The 15,069-nt window shown below is 39.3% G+C and carries 15 protein-coding genes; 3 read left to right on the top strand and 12 right to left on the bottom strand.

Features of this window, described 5'->3' with window-relative positions; all coding sequences use genetic code 11:
* Positions 1-11 precede the first annotated feature (11 nt).
* The gene (locus CKV70_RS00540) at positions 12-1,127 is read right to left on the bottom strand and encodes an alpha/beta hydrolase (protein ID WP_014600374.1); all 1,116 of its coding nucleotides are present in this window, start codon (positions 1,125-1,127) and stop codon (positions 12-14) included.
* Positions 1,128-1,161: 34 nt separating this feature from the next.
* Positions 1,162-1,995, bottom strand: coding sequence for an AraC family transcriptional regulator (locus CKV70_RS00535; RefSeq protein ID WP_010989345.1), 834 nt, complete (start codon positions 1,993-1,995; stop codon positions 1,162-1,164).
* A 142-nt stretch (positions 1,996-2,137) separates the two neighbouring features.
* Here CKV70_RS00535 and CKV70_RS00530 point away from each other — a divergent pair, with 142 nt between their 5' ends.
* Complete coding sequence (locus CKV70_RS00530) at positions 2,138-3,880, top strand: ABC transporter ATP-binding protein (protein WP_014600373.1); 1,743 nt, start codon at positions 2,138-2,140, stop codon at positions 3,878-3,880.
* Positions 3,873-5,654, top strand: a complete 1,782-nt coding sequence (locus CKV70_RS00525) for an ABC transporter ATP-binding protein (protein WP_003732216.1) — start codon at positions 3,873-3,875, stop codon at positions 5,652-5,654. Before CKV70_RS00530 ends, CKV70_RS00525 begins: the two co-directional genes overlap by 8 nt.
* Before the next feature lie 24 nt (positions 5,655-5,678).
* On the opposite strand, the gene CKV70_RS00520 is transcribed toward CKV70_RS00525, so the two are convergent.
* The 5 genes from CKV70_RS00520 to CKV70_RS00500 all read right to left on the bottom strand — a co-directional run bounded on the left by CKV70_RS00520 (position 5,679) and on the right by CKV70_RS00500 (position 10,647).
* Positions 5,679-6,581, bottom strand: coding sequence for an ROK family protein (locus CKV70_RS00520; protein WP_003721732.1), 903 nt, complete (start codon positions 6,579-6,581; stop codon positions 5,679-5,681).
* 102 nt (positions 6,582-6,683) lie between these two features.
* Positions 6,684-8,954: a chitinase ChiB gene (gene chiB, locus CKV70_RS00515; protein ID WP_077346005.1), complete on the bottom strand. Its 2,271-nt coding sequence runs from the start codon at positions 8,952-8,954 to the stop codon at positions 6,684-6,686.
* Between the two features lie 292 nt (positions 8,955-9,246).
* Positions 9,247-9,618: a hypothetical protein gene (locus CKV70_RS00510; RefSeq protein WP_003721730.1), complete on the bottom strand. Its 372-nt coding sequence runs from the start codon at positions 9,616-9,618 to the stop codon at positions 9,247-9,249.
* 92 nt (positions 9,619-9,710) lie between these two features.
* Entirely contained in the window at positions 9,711-10,343 is a 633-nt protein-coding gene (locus CKV70_RS00505; RefSeq protein ID WP_003721729.1) for a nitroreductase family protein, read from the bottom strand.
* Positions 10,344-10,356: 13 nt separating this feature from the next.
* Positions 10,357-10,647, bottom strand: a complete 291-nt coding sequence (locus CKV70_RS00500; RefSeq protein WP_003732214.1) for a putative quinol monooxygenase — start codon at positions 10,645-10,647, stop codon at positions 10,357-10,359.
* A 111-nt stretch (positions 10,648-10,758) separates the two neighbouring features.
* On the opposite strand from CKV70_RS00500, the gene CKV70_RS00495 reads away from it, so the two are divergent.
* Positions 10,759-11,052 (top strand): ArsR/SmtB family transcription factor, encoded by a 294-nt coding sequence (locus CKV70_RS00495; protein WP_003721727.1) that lies wholly within the window; start codon positions 10,759-10,761, stop codon positions 11,050-11,052.
* A 65-nt stretch (positions 11,053-11,117) separates the two neighbouring features.
* Here CKV70_RS00495 and CKV70_RS00490 read toward each other — a convergent pair whose 3' ends face one another.
* From CKV70_RS00490 to CKV70_RS00470, 5 genes are all read right to left on the bottom strand, one after another.
* Positions 11,118-11,468, bottom strand: a complete 351-nt coding sequence (locus tag CKV70_RS00490) for a DUF2200 domain-containing protein (protein ID WP_003721726.1) — start codon at positions 11,466-11,468, stop codon at positions 11,118-11,120.
* A 121-nt stretch (positions 11,469-11,589) separates the two neighbouring features.
* Positions 11,590-11,979: a DUF956 family protein gene (locus CKV70_RS00485; RefSeq protein ID WP_003728363.1), complete on the bottom strand. Its 390-nt coding sequence runs from the start codon at positions 11,977-11,979 to the stop codon at positions 11,590-11,592.
* 126 nt (positions 11,980-12,105) lie between these two features.
* Positions 12,106-13,017 (bottom strand): PTS system mannose/fructose/sorbose family transporter subunit IID, encoded by a 912-nt coding sequence (locus CKV70_RS00480; protein WP_003721724.1) that lies wholly within the window; start codon positions 13,015-13,017, stop codon positions 12,106-12,108.
* A gap of 21 nt (positions 13,018-13,038) precedes the next feature.
* Positions 13,039-13,845: a PTS mannose/fructose/sorbose transporter subunit IIC gene (locus tag CKV70_RS00475; RefSeq protein ID WP_003724931.1), complete on the bottom strand. Its 807-nt coding sequence runs from the start codon at positions 13,843-13,845 to the stop codon at positions 13,039-13,041.
* 23 nt (positions 13,846-13,868) lie between these two features.
* Positions 13,869-14,834, bottom strand: coding sequence for a mannose/fructose/sorbose PTS transporter subunit IIA (locus CKV70_RS00470; RefSeq protein WP_003721722.1), 966 nt, complete (start codon positions 14,832-14,834; stop codon positions 13,869-13,871).
* Positions 14,835-15,069: the final 235 nt, after the last annotated feature.

The raw sequence follows: 15,069 nt of genomic DNA, 5'->3' as shown, positions 1-15,069 counted from the left end.
CAAATTATTCTTTAAAATATTTCTTTCATCATTTGAACAATTTCATCTGCCACGTCTTCCGCTTGAGGGAAAATCCCGTATTTATCAATAAAAGCATGGCACATTCCTTGGTAAACGATTGCTTTTGTTTGTACACCACTTGCTCGCAGTTCTTTAGCAAAAACATCTGCAAAAGCTCGTAACGCGTCAAACTCCGCACTGGCTATAAGTGTAGGCGGATAAATACTTTTATCTACAGCCGATAGTGGGGAATAAATTGGCGCTGCGGGATTTTCATCTCTAACATAGGCTGTCCGCAGTAATTCGCCAGAGCTGTTCATTCCAATGATACCTGGCGCAACGAGCGGAAGTGTATCTTCGGATGCCCCAAACTTGGAAATATCCCACTGATACTTCTCATTATCTTCATCTACTAAAGTTAGCGCTGGGTAAAGTAAAGCTTGAAATCCTACATAATTTGTCTCTGCTTCATAATCCATATAACTTACCGCCGCTGCTAAAGTTCCGCCCGCGCTATCTCCGGAAACACCTATTTTCGAAGCGTCGATGCCAAGTTCGTTGCTTTGTTCCACTACCCATTCAAGCACCCGGTAACAATCTTTTGGAGCTGCTGGCGCCGGGAATTCTGGAGCTAAATGATAGTCCACATTAATAACAACTGCCGGTAACTTTTCCGCGATACCTTTACAAAAATTCTCCACTACAGCTGACGTTCCACCAACAAAGCCACCACCATGATAAAAAATGAATGCGGGAACTGGTTTGGTTGCTTCCTCGTGACGATAAATTCGTACCGGAATATCGCCATAATAACCTTCAACAACCCGATACTCCGTAGTTACGCCGTTTGATAAATCAATATTCGGACTTCCCATTGTTGCTCGCATTTGTAGTGCAGCTGCCGTTGCTATTTCCAAATTAGAAAAATCTGGCATTTGGATTTCTTGCGGCGCTTCTTTTATCGCATCATTCGTACCGCCAAGATGTTGTTTCAGATCTTTTAATAAAAAAGGATCCAAATTCCCTCGAACTGTTTCTTGTGCCTGTTTAAAAATAACTTCGGTTCCTTCTTCTTGTTCTAATGTGCTATTTGATTTTATAAACGCTAAGGCTTTTTCATAATCCATCTAGTCTTCCTTCTCTCTGTCTTTTTTTGCAATTCTAACTCGATTTGCGCCAGTTTTCGGATGGCGGGAATCCGTAATATTTTTTGAAAAGCTTGCTAAAATAATAAGCATCATTGTATCCGACCATATTCGCAGCCTGTTTTACGCTAACGTCTTTATTCTTCAGTAATTCTTCTGCACGAGTAAGGCGGATTTTGATTAGATAGTTAATTGGCGATTCCCCGGTTTCTTCTTTAAATACTTTGGAGATATAGGCGGGGCTAATGTACATCGTTTGCGAGAGCGTTGAGAGCGAGACGTCTTCTGTATGGTGTTTTTCCATATAATGAATAATTTCGTTTACAAGTATCTGTTTTTGCTGTTCGTCGGTAGATAATTTGACGCCGTTATTTTCAAGTTGTTCTGGGGTGGCTTCGCGTAAAACATGGATAATTAATTGCATGACGAAAGCCTTTAAAATCAAGTCATATCCTGGTTTTCCTGCGTCTTTTTCTTCTATAATTTGTTTGGAAATAGATAAAATGGCAGATTCTTCTTCTTTTTTTCGTAAAAAGGCCTTTTTAAACGGGAACGTATTTCGAGTGTACCCTTCCAGTGCAAAGTTCCGAAAACCAATATGGAGTTGCGCATTGGTCATACCTGGTTCGGTTATATCATAATGACTCACGCCAGGATTAAAAATCAGCATATCACCTTTTCCTAGCTTGACTCGCTCACCTTCAATATCATAAATAACGTTTCCCTCACAAATAATCGAGATTTCCAAAAAATCATGATGGTGATTTTCACCTACGCGCACCTCATTCGTATAACAATTAGCGATATACAAAATTTGCGGATTAAATGTGGTCGTATTTATTTTCAGCATCACTTCACCTCCTAATTATAACGCTTACATTCATCTTTTAATTATATAACATTGTCCATGCTTACAGCGAATATAAACCATTCTTTTTCAAAATTAGGAGTGTAAACTAAATGGATATATGAATATTAAAGGATGTGAAAAAATGGAGAGTATGAAATGGATTTGGCAATACGTCCGAAAATATCGATTGCTTATGATTGGTGTATTTATTTTAATTTTTATTGCTTCTGGTATTAGTATTATTTATCCGTTACTTGGCGGGAAAGTGATTGATGATGTTGTCTATCAAAATAAAACGAATTTGCTTATCCCGTTACTATTAATCATGATTATTTCGACAATTATTCGAACTATTTGCCGTTATACCTATCAGATTATGTGCGAGCGAATCGGGCAAAATTCCCTGTTCCGAATTCGGGAAGACTTGTATAAAAAGTTGCAATCACTCGATTTTGACTTTTTCAATAATACGCGCGTTGGGGATATTATGGCGCGGATGACTGGTGATACGGATGCGATTCGTCATTTTGTTTCGTGGGTATCTTACAACATTTTGGAAAATGTATTTTTATTTAGTTTTGCGATTATTATTATGGCCACGATTGACTGGAAATTAACGCTTGCACTTGTTATCGTAACGCCACTTATTGCCGTTTTAACGATGAAAATGTCTAGCAAAGCCCAACCAGTTTTTTATGAAATTCGGGAAAGTTTTTCGCGACTTAATTCGATGGTGGAAGAAAATATTAGCGGAAATCGCGTCGTAAAAGCATTCGCACGAGAAGATTTTGAAATGAAGAAATTCCATGAACACAATGAGGATTTCAAAAAACGTAATCTAGATTCTGCCGATGTTTCCAGAACCTATTTGCCAGTGCTCGATTCGCTCGCGGGCATGCTCGTTGTTATCACGCTTATTTTCGGTGGCTATTTAGTAATTAAAGGCCAAATGACGCTGGGAGATTTAGTTGCCTTCAATGGATTTCTATGGATGCTGAATGGCCCAATGCGGATGAGTGGCTGGCTGATTAACGACGTTCAACGCTTTATCGCTTCTTCGTTTAAAATTCAAGACATGATGGCGACGGACGCTAAAATTCCCATCCACGCTGAAAAACCTGCGCCATCACTTCAAGGTCACGTCGAGTTTAAAAATGTCAGTTTTCATTTTGAGGACGACCCAAACACGGACGTACTCAAAAATATTTCACTAAAAGCTTCTCCAGGCCAAACGATTGCTATTTTGGGCGAAACTGGCGCTGGAAAATCAACACTCGTCAACTTAATTTGCCGGTTTTACGATCCGACTTCTGGTGAAATTTTAATTGATGGTGTCGATGCGCGAAAATGGCATGTGCGGGAACTTAGAAACCATATCGCCACAGTAATGCAAGATATTTTCCTGTTTTCTGATACGATTGAAGGAAATATTGCATTTGGCGCTCCGGATGCAACAATGGAAGATGTCCGGCGCATGGCACGAATTGCGGACGCGGACCACTTTATTGAAACAATGCCTGAAAGTTATGACACGATTGTCGGCGAACGCGGTGTTGGACTTTCTGGAGGGCAAAAGCAGCGCATATCCTTAGCGCGTGCTCTTTTAAAAAATCCATCCATTTTGATTTTGGATGATACCACTTCCGCTGTCGATATGGAAACCGAAGTGAAAATCCAAGGTGAATTAAAAAAAATCACGGAAAATACGACAACCTTTATTATCGCGCACCGAATTTCTTCTGTAAAAGAAGCCGATGAAATTTTAATTTTAAACCATGGCGAAATCATCGAACGAGGTACACACACCAGTTTGCTAGCAGAAAAAGGTTATTATTTTGATATTTACAATAAACAACTTGGAACGGAGGCGAATGTGAATGGCTAGAAATAAATTTGATATTGACGAAGAACTGGAAACAGCCTTCAGCGCCGCACATTTAAAACGTATTCTCGTTTACGTAAAACCATATCAAAAATCTATTTATATCACGCTCTTTGTCATCTTATTAGCAAATGTAGCGACAATGATTGGCCCGTATTTAACCAAAATAGTCATTGATGATACGATTCCAAATAAAAACATGACACAACTATTCTGGATTGCGGTTATTTTCATTGTTTCCGTCATTGTAACTGGACTTTGTATGCGATACCGCATTAGATCAATTACGTTAATTGGGCAAGACATTTTAAAAGATATGCGGACAGCGATTTTCGGTCATTTGCAAAAGCTTCCTTTCTCTTATTTCGACAGTCGCCCGCACGGTAAAATCTTGATTCGTGTCGTTAATTACATCAATATGCTCAGTGATTTGTTGTCCAATGGGCTCATTAATCTGATTTCCGACATTTTAAGTGTAATTGTTACGCTTGGCTTTATGCTGATGATTGATCCAGTGTTAACGCTGTATAGTTTAGCGCTTATCCCGGTTCTTTTCGTGATTGTCATGGTCATTAAAACCGCGCAACGAAAAGCCTATCAAGTTCTAAGCAATAAACAATCCAACATGAACGCCTATATCCACGAGAGCATCGCTGGAATTAAAGTGACACAAAGTTTTTCGCGGGAAGAAGAGAATTTTGAGATTTTCACCGAGGTAAGTAATGAGTACCGCCGTTCTTGGATGAAAGCGGTGAAAATTCAATTCTTGCTTTGGCCAGGGGTTCAAAATATCGCCGTAATGACAACTTGTTTAATTTACTTCGTTGGAATCAAAGGTTACGGTGTGGACGTTTCTACCGGGACACTGATTGCTTTCATCGGTTATGTTGGGAATTTTTGGAATCCTGTTATTAATATTGGTAACTTCTACAATTCGCTTATTACCGCAACGACTTATTTGGAGCGGATTTTCGAAACGATGGACGTTGAGCCAGACATTAAAGACATACCAAACGCGAAGAAAATGCCGCCAATCGTTGGAAATGTTGACTTTAAAGATGTTTATTTCCGTTACGAGGAAGGCGTGGACATTTTAAAAGGAATTAACTTTCATGTGGATGCGGGTGAGTCGATTGCGCTCGTTGGTCCGACTGGTGCAGGAAAAACGACCATCATCAACTTGCTCAGCCGTTTTTATAATATAAATTCCGGAGAAATTTTAGTTGATGGGGAGAATGTCGAAGAAGTCACACTTAGATCACTCAGGTCCCAAATGGGCGTCATGCTCCAAGATACCTTTATTTTCTCAGGAACGATTATCGAAAATATTCGCTACGGGAAGCTAGATGCCACGGAAGAAGAAATTATTGCAGCAGCCAAAGTCGTTCGCGCTCATGATTTCATTTCCGGATTAAAAGATGGTTATTATACCGAAGTCAAAGAGCGGGGCAGCACCCTTTCAGCTGGTCAACGGCAACTGATTTCTTTTGCCCGTGCTCTTTTAGCCGACCCGAAAATCCTTATCCTTGATGAAGCAACTTCAAGTATTGATACACAAACAGAAATCTTACTCCAAGAAGGGCTTGAGCGACTACTGGAAGGCCGAACTTCCTTCATTATCGCGCACAGGCTTTCGACAATCAAAAACAGTTCGCGCATCTTCTACATTGATAATGGCCGCATTCAAGAAGCTGGCAGTCACGAAGAACTGATGGCACAGCACGGCTATTACTATAATTTATATCAATCACAGTTTGATATGTTGCAAGCTTTATAGAAAAAAGGTAACTAGAGATTCTAGTTACCTTTTATTTTGCGCATCCATTTGTAAAAAGAAATTATACAATGCTCCGTACAAATTCGCATCATTTTGGAAATGACAAGTGACGATTTTCGGTTGTGCGGCATGATAAGGATTAGCTGCTTTTATTTCTGCGACAGCATCGTTTAGCCTTTCAACAACAACCGGTTGGGCGCTAATGCCACCACCAATTGCAATAATTTCCGGATCAATCAAATACTGGATATTTAAAATTTGAGATGCTAATTCATAAATATACGCATCAAAAATAGCATTCGCTTCTTCATCACCTTGGTTAATTAATTCGAAAACGTGCTCACCGTCTTTTTTATTGGGTAAATTCTTCTTTGATGCAATGCGCTTAATTAACTCCACCGCTGATCCAGTTCTTCCAAAGAATGTACCTCGCAATTTCTTCGTATCAAAAGAAGTCTCCATAAAACTAACTTCTCCCGCCATCAAATGATAACCTGATTGTAATTTACCATCCATAATAATTCCGCCACCAACGCCACTTCCAAGCGTTAAAATCGCCGCGCTATGTACATTTTTTGCCACACCTAACCAAAGTTCCGCTAAAGCTGCACTCTTCGCATCATTTTGCAAGACAACGGGAACATGACATTCACGCGCTAACATTTCAGCCAAATTTTTCTCATGCATAAATAATAGCGAGCCACCTTGGTAAATCACGCCTTTTTCCGTATCTACCACTCCCGGACAACTCACAGCTATGCCCTTCACTTCTGTCCTATAGGGGCGCCACTTTTCGACCATTTGAGCTACAAGTTCTTCTGCACTTTTGGCAGTTGTAGGGAATTTATCTTTCATTTTCACCGTACCGTTATTTTCCATCAACGCAAATTTCACAAAAGTTCCACCAATATCGTATACAAAATACATTCCTCTGCACCCTCTCTTGTCGCTTTTATTCATTGTAATACGTTTGGCTAGTTTTTCAAATAAAAACAGAGATTCTCCGGAAAGAATCTCTGTTTTTGTCTATTAATTTATTAACAACCAAGGACCCCACTGTTCAGCTCCTGGCTCATTTCCTTGAGTCCACCACTGTGCTTCATATGTTTTCCCTTTATAAGAAACCCTGTCTCCCTTATTGTACGTTTTGGCAGCGTCCCATGCTGGAGTTGCTGGTGGTGTTGCCGCGTCAAGCGTTGTCACAGTTAAGGCCGAGCTTGCTGTCGAGAAATTCCCAGCCGCATCATACGCTTTTACTGTGTAAGTGTACGCTGTTTTTGCAGTTAAGCCACTATCTGTAAAAGTAGTTCCTGAAACAGAGCCCACTTCGGTCCCATTTCGGTACACTTTATATCCAGCCACCGCTTTATTGTCCGTTGAAGCTGTCCACGATAGAGTAGCAGATTTATCGGTTACATTAGAAGATGTGAGTGCTTTTGGTACTGTTGGCGCTTCTGTGTCACTTGGATCAGGTACAACAGTTCCTCCGCCAAAAATAGTTTGTTTACCAAATTCGACACTCGATTTTACCATCCGTTGTGTTAAATCAATTTTAGAAATGTTAGCTACATCCACACTAGATGCACTTGATTTTAAGCGGAAAGTATAAGATGCGCCTTGCGGAATTTGCTGTGCATCATATACAGAAGCTAAATCAACTACTGTATTGCCACCTGAAGTAGTAACAGTACCTGCTTTATAATCTCCAGCAGTTAACGTTTCGCCTGCTTTTACTGGAATATAAAACTTAGGTAATTTCACTGTTTCAAAAGAGAGCTCTGTTGATTTCAAGACTTCATTTGTTTCATCCGCTTTTTCATTATTGGTAATTGTAATTTCGTATCCGACGCCATTTTCACTATAAGGTTTAACAGTTGCTACCACATTTAAATTCGCATAAGTGATTGCGTTTTGCGGGATTGCACTTGTACCGAACAATCCAGTTTTAATAGCCTTCGTAAGTTCATCGCGCTTAGTCGAAGTCGTTGTTTTATCCTGCGACTGCATCCAAGAAATCATCCCACCAAGATTATTATCTTTTACATATTGTGCCTTATAGCCAATTGAACGCGTATTGTCATATGTGTAAAACTCCCCAGTTTCCTTACTATAAAGATACGGCGCCTTGGCAGTATCATCCCAATATTCTTTCAATGTTGGCGTTTTAGCTTTTAGCGCATCAATACTTCTATACGCCCAAACTCCGCCAGCACGGCCCCCATCACCAGTTTTAATTGGGTTTTCGTTGTTTGCCCCATAAGTAAGCGAGCCATCCGCATCTTTATTCGTTTTTTCAGCAGCTTGGAAAAGCCCTGGCAATGCCGTATCCGTTCCAGCAGCTACTTTATTCCAGCCCCGAGTATAAAATGCTGCCCCAACAACAATTTTATTCGAAACTGCTCCCTTTTCTTTTAAGTATTTAACGGTTTGGTCGACAGAAAAACCACTATCATAATTCGGATCTTTCGGATTGCCATAAAGCGCTGTATGATGAGCACTATTCGGTGTCCAAGCACCATTTAAGTCATACGTCATCACATTCGCAAAATCGACTACTTTAAATAAATTCGCTACATCAATCCCATTTTCTAAAGTGGATTTTGCAGCTGGCAAAGCAACCGATAATTCGTATTTCTTGTTAATATCCACGCCTTGTTTATCCAAAGCTGTTCTCAAATCTTGTAAAAGTGTAATAAAGTTTTGTTTGTCCGCAGGTTTTGCATTTGGCGTGCCTTCATCGTTTTTATTATCAACAAGGTCAGCATCCCGTACCGAAGCAGGATATTCCCAGTCCAAATCAACAAAATCCATATTGGTATATTTCACAAACTTCATCACATTTTTCACAAAGTTAGCCCGTTTTGTTGGATCCGCTGCAACTGTCGAGAAATCTCCCGACTTAGACCAGCCTCCAACTGAAACCCCTATTTTCAAATTCGGATTTTGAGCGCGCAAATCTTGAATCGCATTCAAAACGCCCGCATTTGCTCCGCCCCATTGAACTCCCTCTTGCCCAACAGGCGCCCCAACAGCAGCATCTTTATCAGTAAAAACTAAATCCCCATTACTATTAAAATCCAGAAAAGCAAAATTCAAATGTGTTAATTGATCAGCCGGAATATCTTTCGGATAAAAGTTCCCTTCTCCTCCCCAAATCGACCAATCACCGTAATACATAACATTTCGATACTGTGGTACATTTTCAGCCGCTTTCGCCCGTTTTGGCTCTGCACCAATTGATACAACCACTAACGATAAAACTAACAACACAACAGAAGTAATACTAAAAAGCTTTTTCATCTTCTTATTCATCTCTTCACCCCGATTTTTGATTTATAAACCTCATTTCGGTAGTTCTAAGTTTGTCTCTCTGTACCCCTTTTTGTGTGGTTGCCCGAATGTTCTTCTCTCTAATTTCCTCCCTCCAATTAAAGATTCATTCCGAGCATCTGTATATCATGCAATTATCATGCCAAAAGAAAGCGCTGTCATTCGGCGGTTTATGGCTCCTTCTTAAGATACACAGATGGAATAAAAACTTACACAGATAAAAAAATAGCACAAGCACTTCGCTCATACTATCGATTAATTATTATTTAATTTTCACAAATTCAAACCAATGCTTTCGTGAATAAAAAAAGGAGACCAAGCAAAGACCAAGTGCAATCAAAGTAGCGAACAAACTAGTCATAACAAAACCGTAAAAAAGAAACGGGAACATAGAATAATTTAATAGAAGGGCTTTCCGATTAATACGCACAACAACATCATTACTATTTTCCAAAACCGCTTCCTGACTCCCATAAAACCAATCAGTCACGCAAACCTTTGTTTTCTCCATCTTAGGCATAAAAAAATGAGACTGATGATTGTCGAGTTTTACAATTTCTTCATTTTCGATTCTAATTTTCACCGGAGTAATACCGCTGCCAATGCCTGTTTTACGAGTTATTTTGATAGTCACAGTTGCTTCTCCTCCTTGGCTGTATGTTATTTTAATTATAACCAAGAAAGAAAAAAAGAACAAGGAAATATCAGCTATTTCCTTGCCCTCTTTTAAGCAAAAGTCGTAACATCCGTAATCGGTAATCGATAAGACTGGTAGCCAGAATTTTTAGCTTTACCGATAGAAACAATCATAACCGGTACATAACGCTCTGGATCCATATTGAAGGCCTCAGCAACTTCCGTACGTTCAAAACCACCAATTGGATTTGTATCATAACCATGCGCCCGAGCAACTAACATTAATTGCATCGCCACAATCCCACCATCAATAAGGACAACACGTTCAGCTTCTGAGCGTGGAATGGAAGCAAAGTACTGGCTTAATTTAGCCATTTGTTGTTCTTTCACTTCTGCCGGCATCAAGCCCCGTTCAACTGATTCTCCGTAAATTTTTTCACCGTTTTCAAAATTCTCTAAGTCGCCAAAAACTAAAATCATCGCGGAAGAAGATTCATTTTGACGTGTATTAAAGCGAACTAACGAGCTTAATTTTTCTTTACCCGCATCACTTTCCACGACCACAAAACGCCATGGTTGCATGTTTACAGAGGAAGGAGCCGTTACCGCGTCCTCTAGAATAGCTTTCATTTCTTCTTGGCTAATTTTCACCGTTTCATCGTATTCTCGAATCGAGCGGCGGTTTTTCATTAAGTCTTCAAAATCATTATTTACATAAGTCATATTTTTCTCCTCCTTATCTCGCAAGTGGCGTTAACACTGAAATTTCAAGTTCTTTAGCAACAAAATCGGCAGCAGCTTTCTGAAATTTTTTGAAATGCTCGCTGTCGTTGTGTTGTTGAATGGCATCCATATCCGCCCATTTTTCTAACATATAAAAAACTGTTTCGTTTTCCGTCGATTGCACTAATTCATAACCATGGTTTCCTGCTTCTGCTCTTGACGCAGCAATAACTTCCTTCGCCGCCTGCAAAAAAGCTTCGGTTTGTTCTTTCTTTACCGTAATTTGCGCTTCAATATGCAACATTTTCCAACAACTTCTTTCGGATTTTATAGTTCGATTATTTTCGAACTATCATAATATAACATAGCAGCAAGTTCCGCGCAATTAAAATGTAAGTTATGATATGATATTTATATGAAAAAGTTAAATGAGCTCTCAAAATCAGATTTATTATTAATTTTCCAAGCATTAAGCGATCCAATCCGTCTTGATATTTTCCTATGTTTACTGAAAAGCAAAGAAAAACGCTTCTCTGGCACAACTTACAATATCTCCAAATCCACCATGTCACACCATATTAAACTGCTTAAAGAAGCACAACTTATTAATTTAAGAAAGGAAGGGACAACACATATTTATTCAGTGAATCAAGAGCTGGTCAGTCTTATTAGTCACTTTTTTGAGGAGTGCGGGGAAAAAGATGAGTAATTAATACACTAGGCAATACACTACAATATAAAAAGACAGCCCTTCAAAGGAGGCTGTCTTTTTTCTTATTTTCTTAAAATCTTCTCCATTTTCTTCCCTTTTGCAAGTTCATCCACCAATTTATCCAAATAACGAATTTGCTGCATTAGTTTATCTTCAATTTCTTCCACTCGGTAACCACAAATAACTCCGGTGATTAAAGATGCATTGGGATTCATTTTGGGTGCTTCAGCAAAGAAGGTCTCGAAATCAATTGCTTGGTCGATTGCTTGTTGCAAAGAATCTTGATCATAACCGGTTAGCCAAAAAATAATTTCATCCACTTCTTCTTTTGTGCGGTCTTTTTTCTCCGCTTTTTGTATGTAAAGAGGGTAAACACTAGCAAATGACATCGTGTAGATTCTTGGTTTTTTCATATTGGTGTGCCTCCTTTGTTTACTTTTGATTATAACAAATTACGCTGTCTATTCAATTATTATGTACGAAAAAAAGCATCAACAGAGCTAAGTCCATTGAAGCTTTTCGGTATAAATCGGCTTATTTATTTTTGTTTTTCTTCTTGCTAAATATCGACCGAAACGAGCGCTTCATAACATCAAAGAAACTTAGCGAGCTCACCATATTGGCTGGGTCGACATAAACTCTTATTTTACGTAAAACTTCTTTAGGTCGTTTAGAAGCAAATGTGTATGTACCGTTGCGCTTTGTTTTAATGGCGTAGCGAGGGATCCACTTACCTTTTAGCATAACAGATACGATAACTTGATCTACTTCTTCCCAAGGAATTTGGACGAATTTACGCACATCACGGGAGTTGAAAAATTCAAAACCTTTGTCGCCAATCATAATTTTCCCGTAATCTGTAAGTCCAGTATACGCGGTGGCATCTATTGTTAAGTCTACCTTTGTATTAATCGATTGAACCAACTGTATTCGCTCCATTTCTTTTCGCTTGTTTTGTTTATTATACCGTATTCGTTTATCTGTGTCATATATCTAAACGAAAAGAGGCTCGGTGAATATTGCACCAGCCTCTTTTCGATCAGCTTATTTTTACAGAAGCCCGATTAAGTGACCAACTATACCAACTACGAATAGACCTAGAATGATGATAATTGGGCTGATTTTTTTCTTAAGTAACCACATACATAAGAATGTAAGAGCTACTGCTGCAAGTCCTGGGATTAAGTTATCCAAGTTATTTTGCAAGGTTGTTACTTTAATTTCAGAAAGAGCTAAGCCGGCTTGTTGTTGTTCTAAAGCAGTTTTGATACCTTGAGCGCCTTGTGGAAGATGACTCCAATCAATATACGCACCTTCATCAAGTTTAACTTTCGAGATAATTGGCGCAAACTGGATATTTACCCATCTCTGCACCAAGGCGGCGAGGACGAACATCCCGAGTATCGAAGCACCTTTTGTAATGTCTTGTAGTAATCCACCAGAAAGGTCATCAGTAATTTTCGAACCAGCTTTGTAGCCGAATTCTTGTGTATACCACATGAAGCCCCAACGGATTACGTTCCAAGCAACGAAGAATAAGATAGGTCCAAGAATGTTTCCACTCAAGGCAAGAGAAGCACCTAATGCTCCTAACATTGGACGAATTGTAAACCAGAATACTGGATCACCAACACCAGCTAGAGGTCCCATCATACCAACTTTAACCCCTTGAATTGCTACATCATCAACTTCTGCACCATTTGCACGTTCTTCTTCAAGTGCAAGTGTTACCCCAAGAATTGGAGATGCAATATATGGATGTGTATTAAAGAATTCTAAGTGACGTTTTAGAGCTTGCGAACGATCTTCTTTAGTTTTATATAATTTTTTAATAGCGGGAATCATAGAGAATGCCCAGCCACCATTTTGCATACGTTCGTAGTTCCATGAACCTTGAATGAACGTAGAGCGCCATGCTACGCGTAGACGGTCTCTCTTTGATAATTCGATTTTTTCTGCCATTCTATTCTCCTCCTTTTTTTATTAATAGTCGTTTAATATATCGCCCAGTGGATCGCGAGAGTTTCCGCCTCCACCGCCGTTTGAGTTACCGCCACCCATTTTAGATAGGTTAAGGTAAATAAGAGCAAGTGCAACACCTAGAGCACCAATTGCGATAAGTGTAAGTTGAGAAATTGCAGCTACTACGAAACCGATTACGAAGAACGGCCATACTTCTTTAGTAGCCATCATATTGATAACTAGTGCATAACCAACGGCAACTACCATTCCTCCACCGATAGCCATACCATCTGTTAACCAAGCTGGCATTGCTTCTAAGAAAGATTGAACGCTGTCTGCTGGAATGAATAAAAGTGCTGCTGCAGGAATCGCGATACGAATACCTTGCATACAAATTGCTGAAATATGTAACCACTCTACGCTGCGTATATTCCCTTTTTCAGCGGCTCTGTCCATCAAGTGAACAATTGGAACTGCCAATGTACGAACGATCATTGTTAAGAAAAGACCTGCTACTGCAAGTGGAATTGCAATGGCGATTGCGGACGGAATACCTGCTACCCCTTGTCCACCTAATACTAATATAATTGCTGAAGCTACTGAGGCAAGCGCGGCATCTGGTGCTACGGCTGCTCCGATGTTTGCCCATCCAAGTGCGATCATTTGTAGAGTTCCGCCAAGGATGATACATGCTGTTAAGTTACCTGTTACGAGACCAATTAATGTACATGCGATTAATGGCTGATGGAACTGAAATTCATCTAGAATTCCTTCAATACCTGCTAAAAATGCAATAAGTACTACTAAAATTATTGATATGACAGACATAATAAACCTCCTATTTTAATTTTTTATTGTGTCTTTAATTCGTGTTTTGCTTTTTTGATGATATCTTCCATGTTAGCGCTTGAGTCATTAGGGACTTTACGCACATCGAATTTAACGCCTTTTTCTTTTAATTTCTCAAAGGTTTCAACATCATCTTTCCCCATGGAAAGTACTTTACTAACAACAACTTTACCTACAGAGTGAGCCATGGAACCAACGTTTACTTGTTCGATTTCTACGCCACCTTCAATTGCGCGTAAAACATCTTGAGGATTTTCGAATAATAAAAGTGCTTTTGTATTGCCGAAACGTGGATCTTTTGAAATCTCAATCATTTTTTGGACTGGGATAACATTAGCTTTTACTCCTGGTGGTGCAGCTTGTTCGATTAATTTTTTACGAAGATCGTCTTTTGCAACTGCATCTGAAACGACGATAATTCTTGTTGGGTGTGTTGCTTTTGTCCATGCAGTGGCTACTTGACCATGCAAGAGACGTGAATCAACACGAGTTAGAACGAATTCGATTTTGCCATCACCAACTGCAGCGATTTCTGCTTGTGGCTGTTCAGTAGCTGTTACTTGCGGCTGTAGTTCTTCTGGTTTAACGCGGACACCTTCTTGAGCTGGTGCAAGAATATTTGCTGCGATTTCGTGTGCGCTTTCCATTGTAAAACGTGATGAGAAAGCTTCAATCAACATTGGCAAATTAAGTCCTGCTACGATTGCCCACTTATCTTTATGTAGTTCATAAAGACCGTTTGCTTGATTGAATGGTGTGCCTCCCCAAAGATCCACTAAGAATAAAACTTCATCTTGGCTATCAAAGGATGCAATTGCAGCTTCCATTTTAGCTTTGATGTCTTCCGGACCTTCGCTTGGCATCAAAGTGATTGCTTTAACGTTTTCTTGCTCGCCGAAAATCATTGTTCCGGACTGCAAAATACCTTCAGCAAATTCACCGTGAGTTGCGAGGATAATTCCTACCATCTTTTTCCCTCCTAATATAATTCATTTATTTTGCTACCCGCTATATTTATTGCAAGTTCTGTGCCAATTTATAGTATTACTCTTAAAAGCCTTATGTACCAATGATTTTAATATCTATATTAATACTATGACTGTTAGTGTATCGCCTATTGATACAGAAAATCCGTTTTGATTATTTAGTGTATCTGAAAATTGTTGTATCTATATCAAAAAAACGTAATAAATTTATGTTTTT

The sequence above is a fragment of the Listeria monocytogenes genome, from assembly GCF_900187225.1.
Taxonomy (GTDB): domain Bacteria; phylum Bacillota; class Bacilli; order Lactobacillales; family Listeriaceae; genus Listeria; species Listeria monocytogenes.
The sequence above is the reverse complement of the archived record's forward strand: the minus strand, read 5'-3'. Positions and strand labels throughout refer to the sequence as shown.

What these genes read in the sequence shown, in the direction of transcription:
- CKV70_RS00540 (WP_014600374.1), bottom strand. Translation starts at nt 1,127, where the DNA reads ATGGATTATGAAAAAGCCTTAGCGTTTATAAAATCAAATAGCACATTA.
- CKV70_RS00535 (WP_010989345.1), bottom strand. Translation starts at nt 1,995, where the DNA reads ATGCTGAAAATAAATACGACCACATTTAATCCGCAAATTTTGTATATC.
- CKV70_RS00530 (WP_014600373.1), top strand. Translation starts at nt 2,138, where the DNA reads ATGGAGAGTATGAAATGGATTTGGCAATACGTCCGAAAATATCGATTG.
- CKV70_RS00525 (WP_003732216.1), top strand. Translation starts at nt 3,873, where the DNA reads ATGGCTAGAAATAAATTTGATATTGACGAAGAACTGGAAACAGCCTTC.
- CKV70_RS00520 (WP_003721732.1), bottom strand. Translation starts at nt 6,581, where the DNA reads ATGTATTTTGTATACGATATTGGTGGAACTTTTGTGAAATTTGCGTTG.
- chiB (WP_077346005.1), bottom strand. Translation starts at nt 8,954, where the DNA reads ATGAAAAAGCTTTTTAGTATTACTTCTGTTGTGTTGTTAGTTTTATCG.
- CKV70_RS00505 (WP_003721729.1), bottom strand. Translation starts at nt 10,343, where the DNA reads ATGACTTATGTAAATAATGATTTTGAAGACTTAATGAAAAACCGCCGC.
- CKV70_RS00500 (WP_003732214.1), bottom strand. Translation starts at nt 10,647, where the DNA reads ATGTTGCATATTGAAGCGCAAATTACGGTAAAGAAAGAACAAACCGAA.
- CKV70_RS00495 (WP_003721727.1), top strand. Translation starts at nt 10,759, where the DNA reads ATGAAAAAGTTAAATGAGCTCTCAAAATCAGATTTATTATTAATTTTC.
- CKV70_RS00490 (WP_003721726.1), bottom strand. Translation starts at nt 11,468, where the DNA reads ATGAAAAAACCAAGAATCTACACGATGTCATTTGCTAGTGTTTACCCT.
- CKV70_RS00480 (WP_003721724.1), bottom strand. Translation starts at nt 13,017, where the DNA reads ATGGCAGAAAAAATCGAATTATCAAAGAGAGACCGTCTACGCGTAGCA.
- CKV70_RS00475 (WP_003724931.1), bottom strand. Translation starts at nt 13,845, where the DNA reads ATGTCTGTCATATCAATAATTTTAGTAGTACTTATTGCATTTTTAGCA.
- CKV70_RS00470 (WP_003721722.1), bottom strand. Translation starts at nt 14,834, where the DNA reads ATGGTAGGAATTATCCTCGCAACTCACGGTGAATTTGCTGAAGGTATT.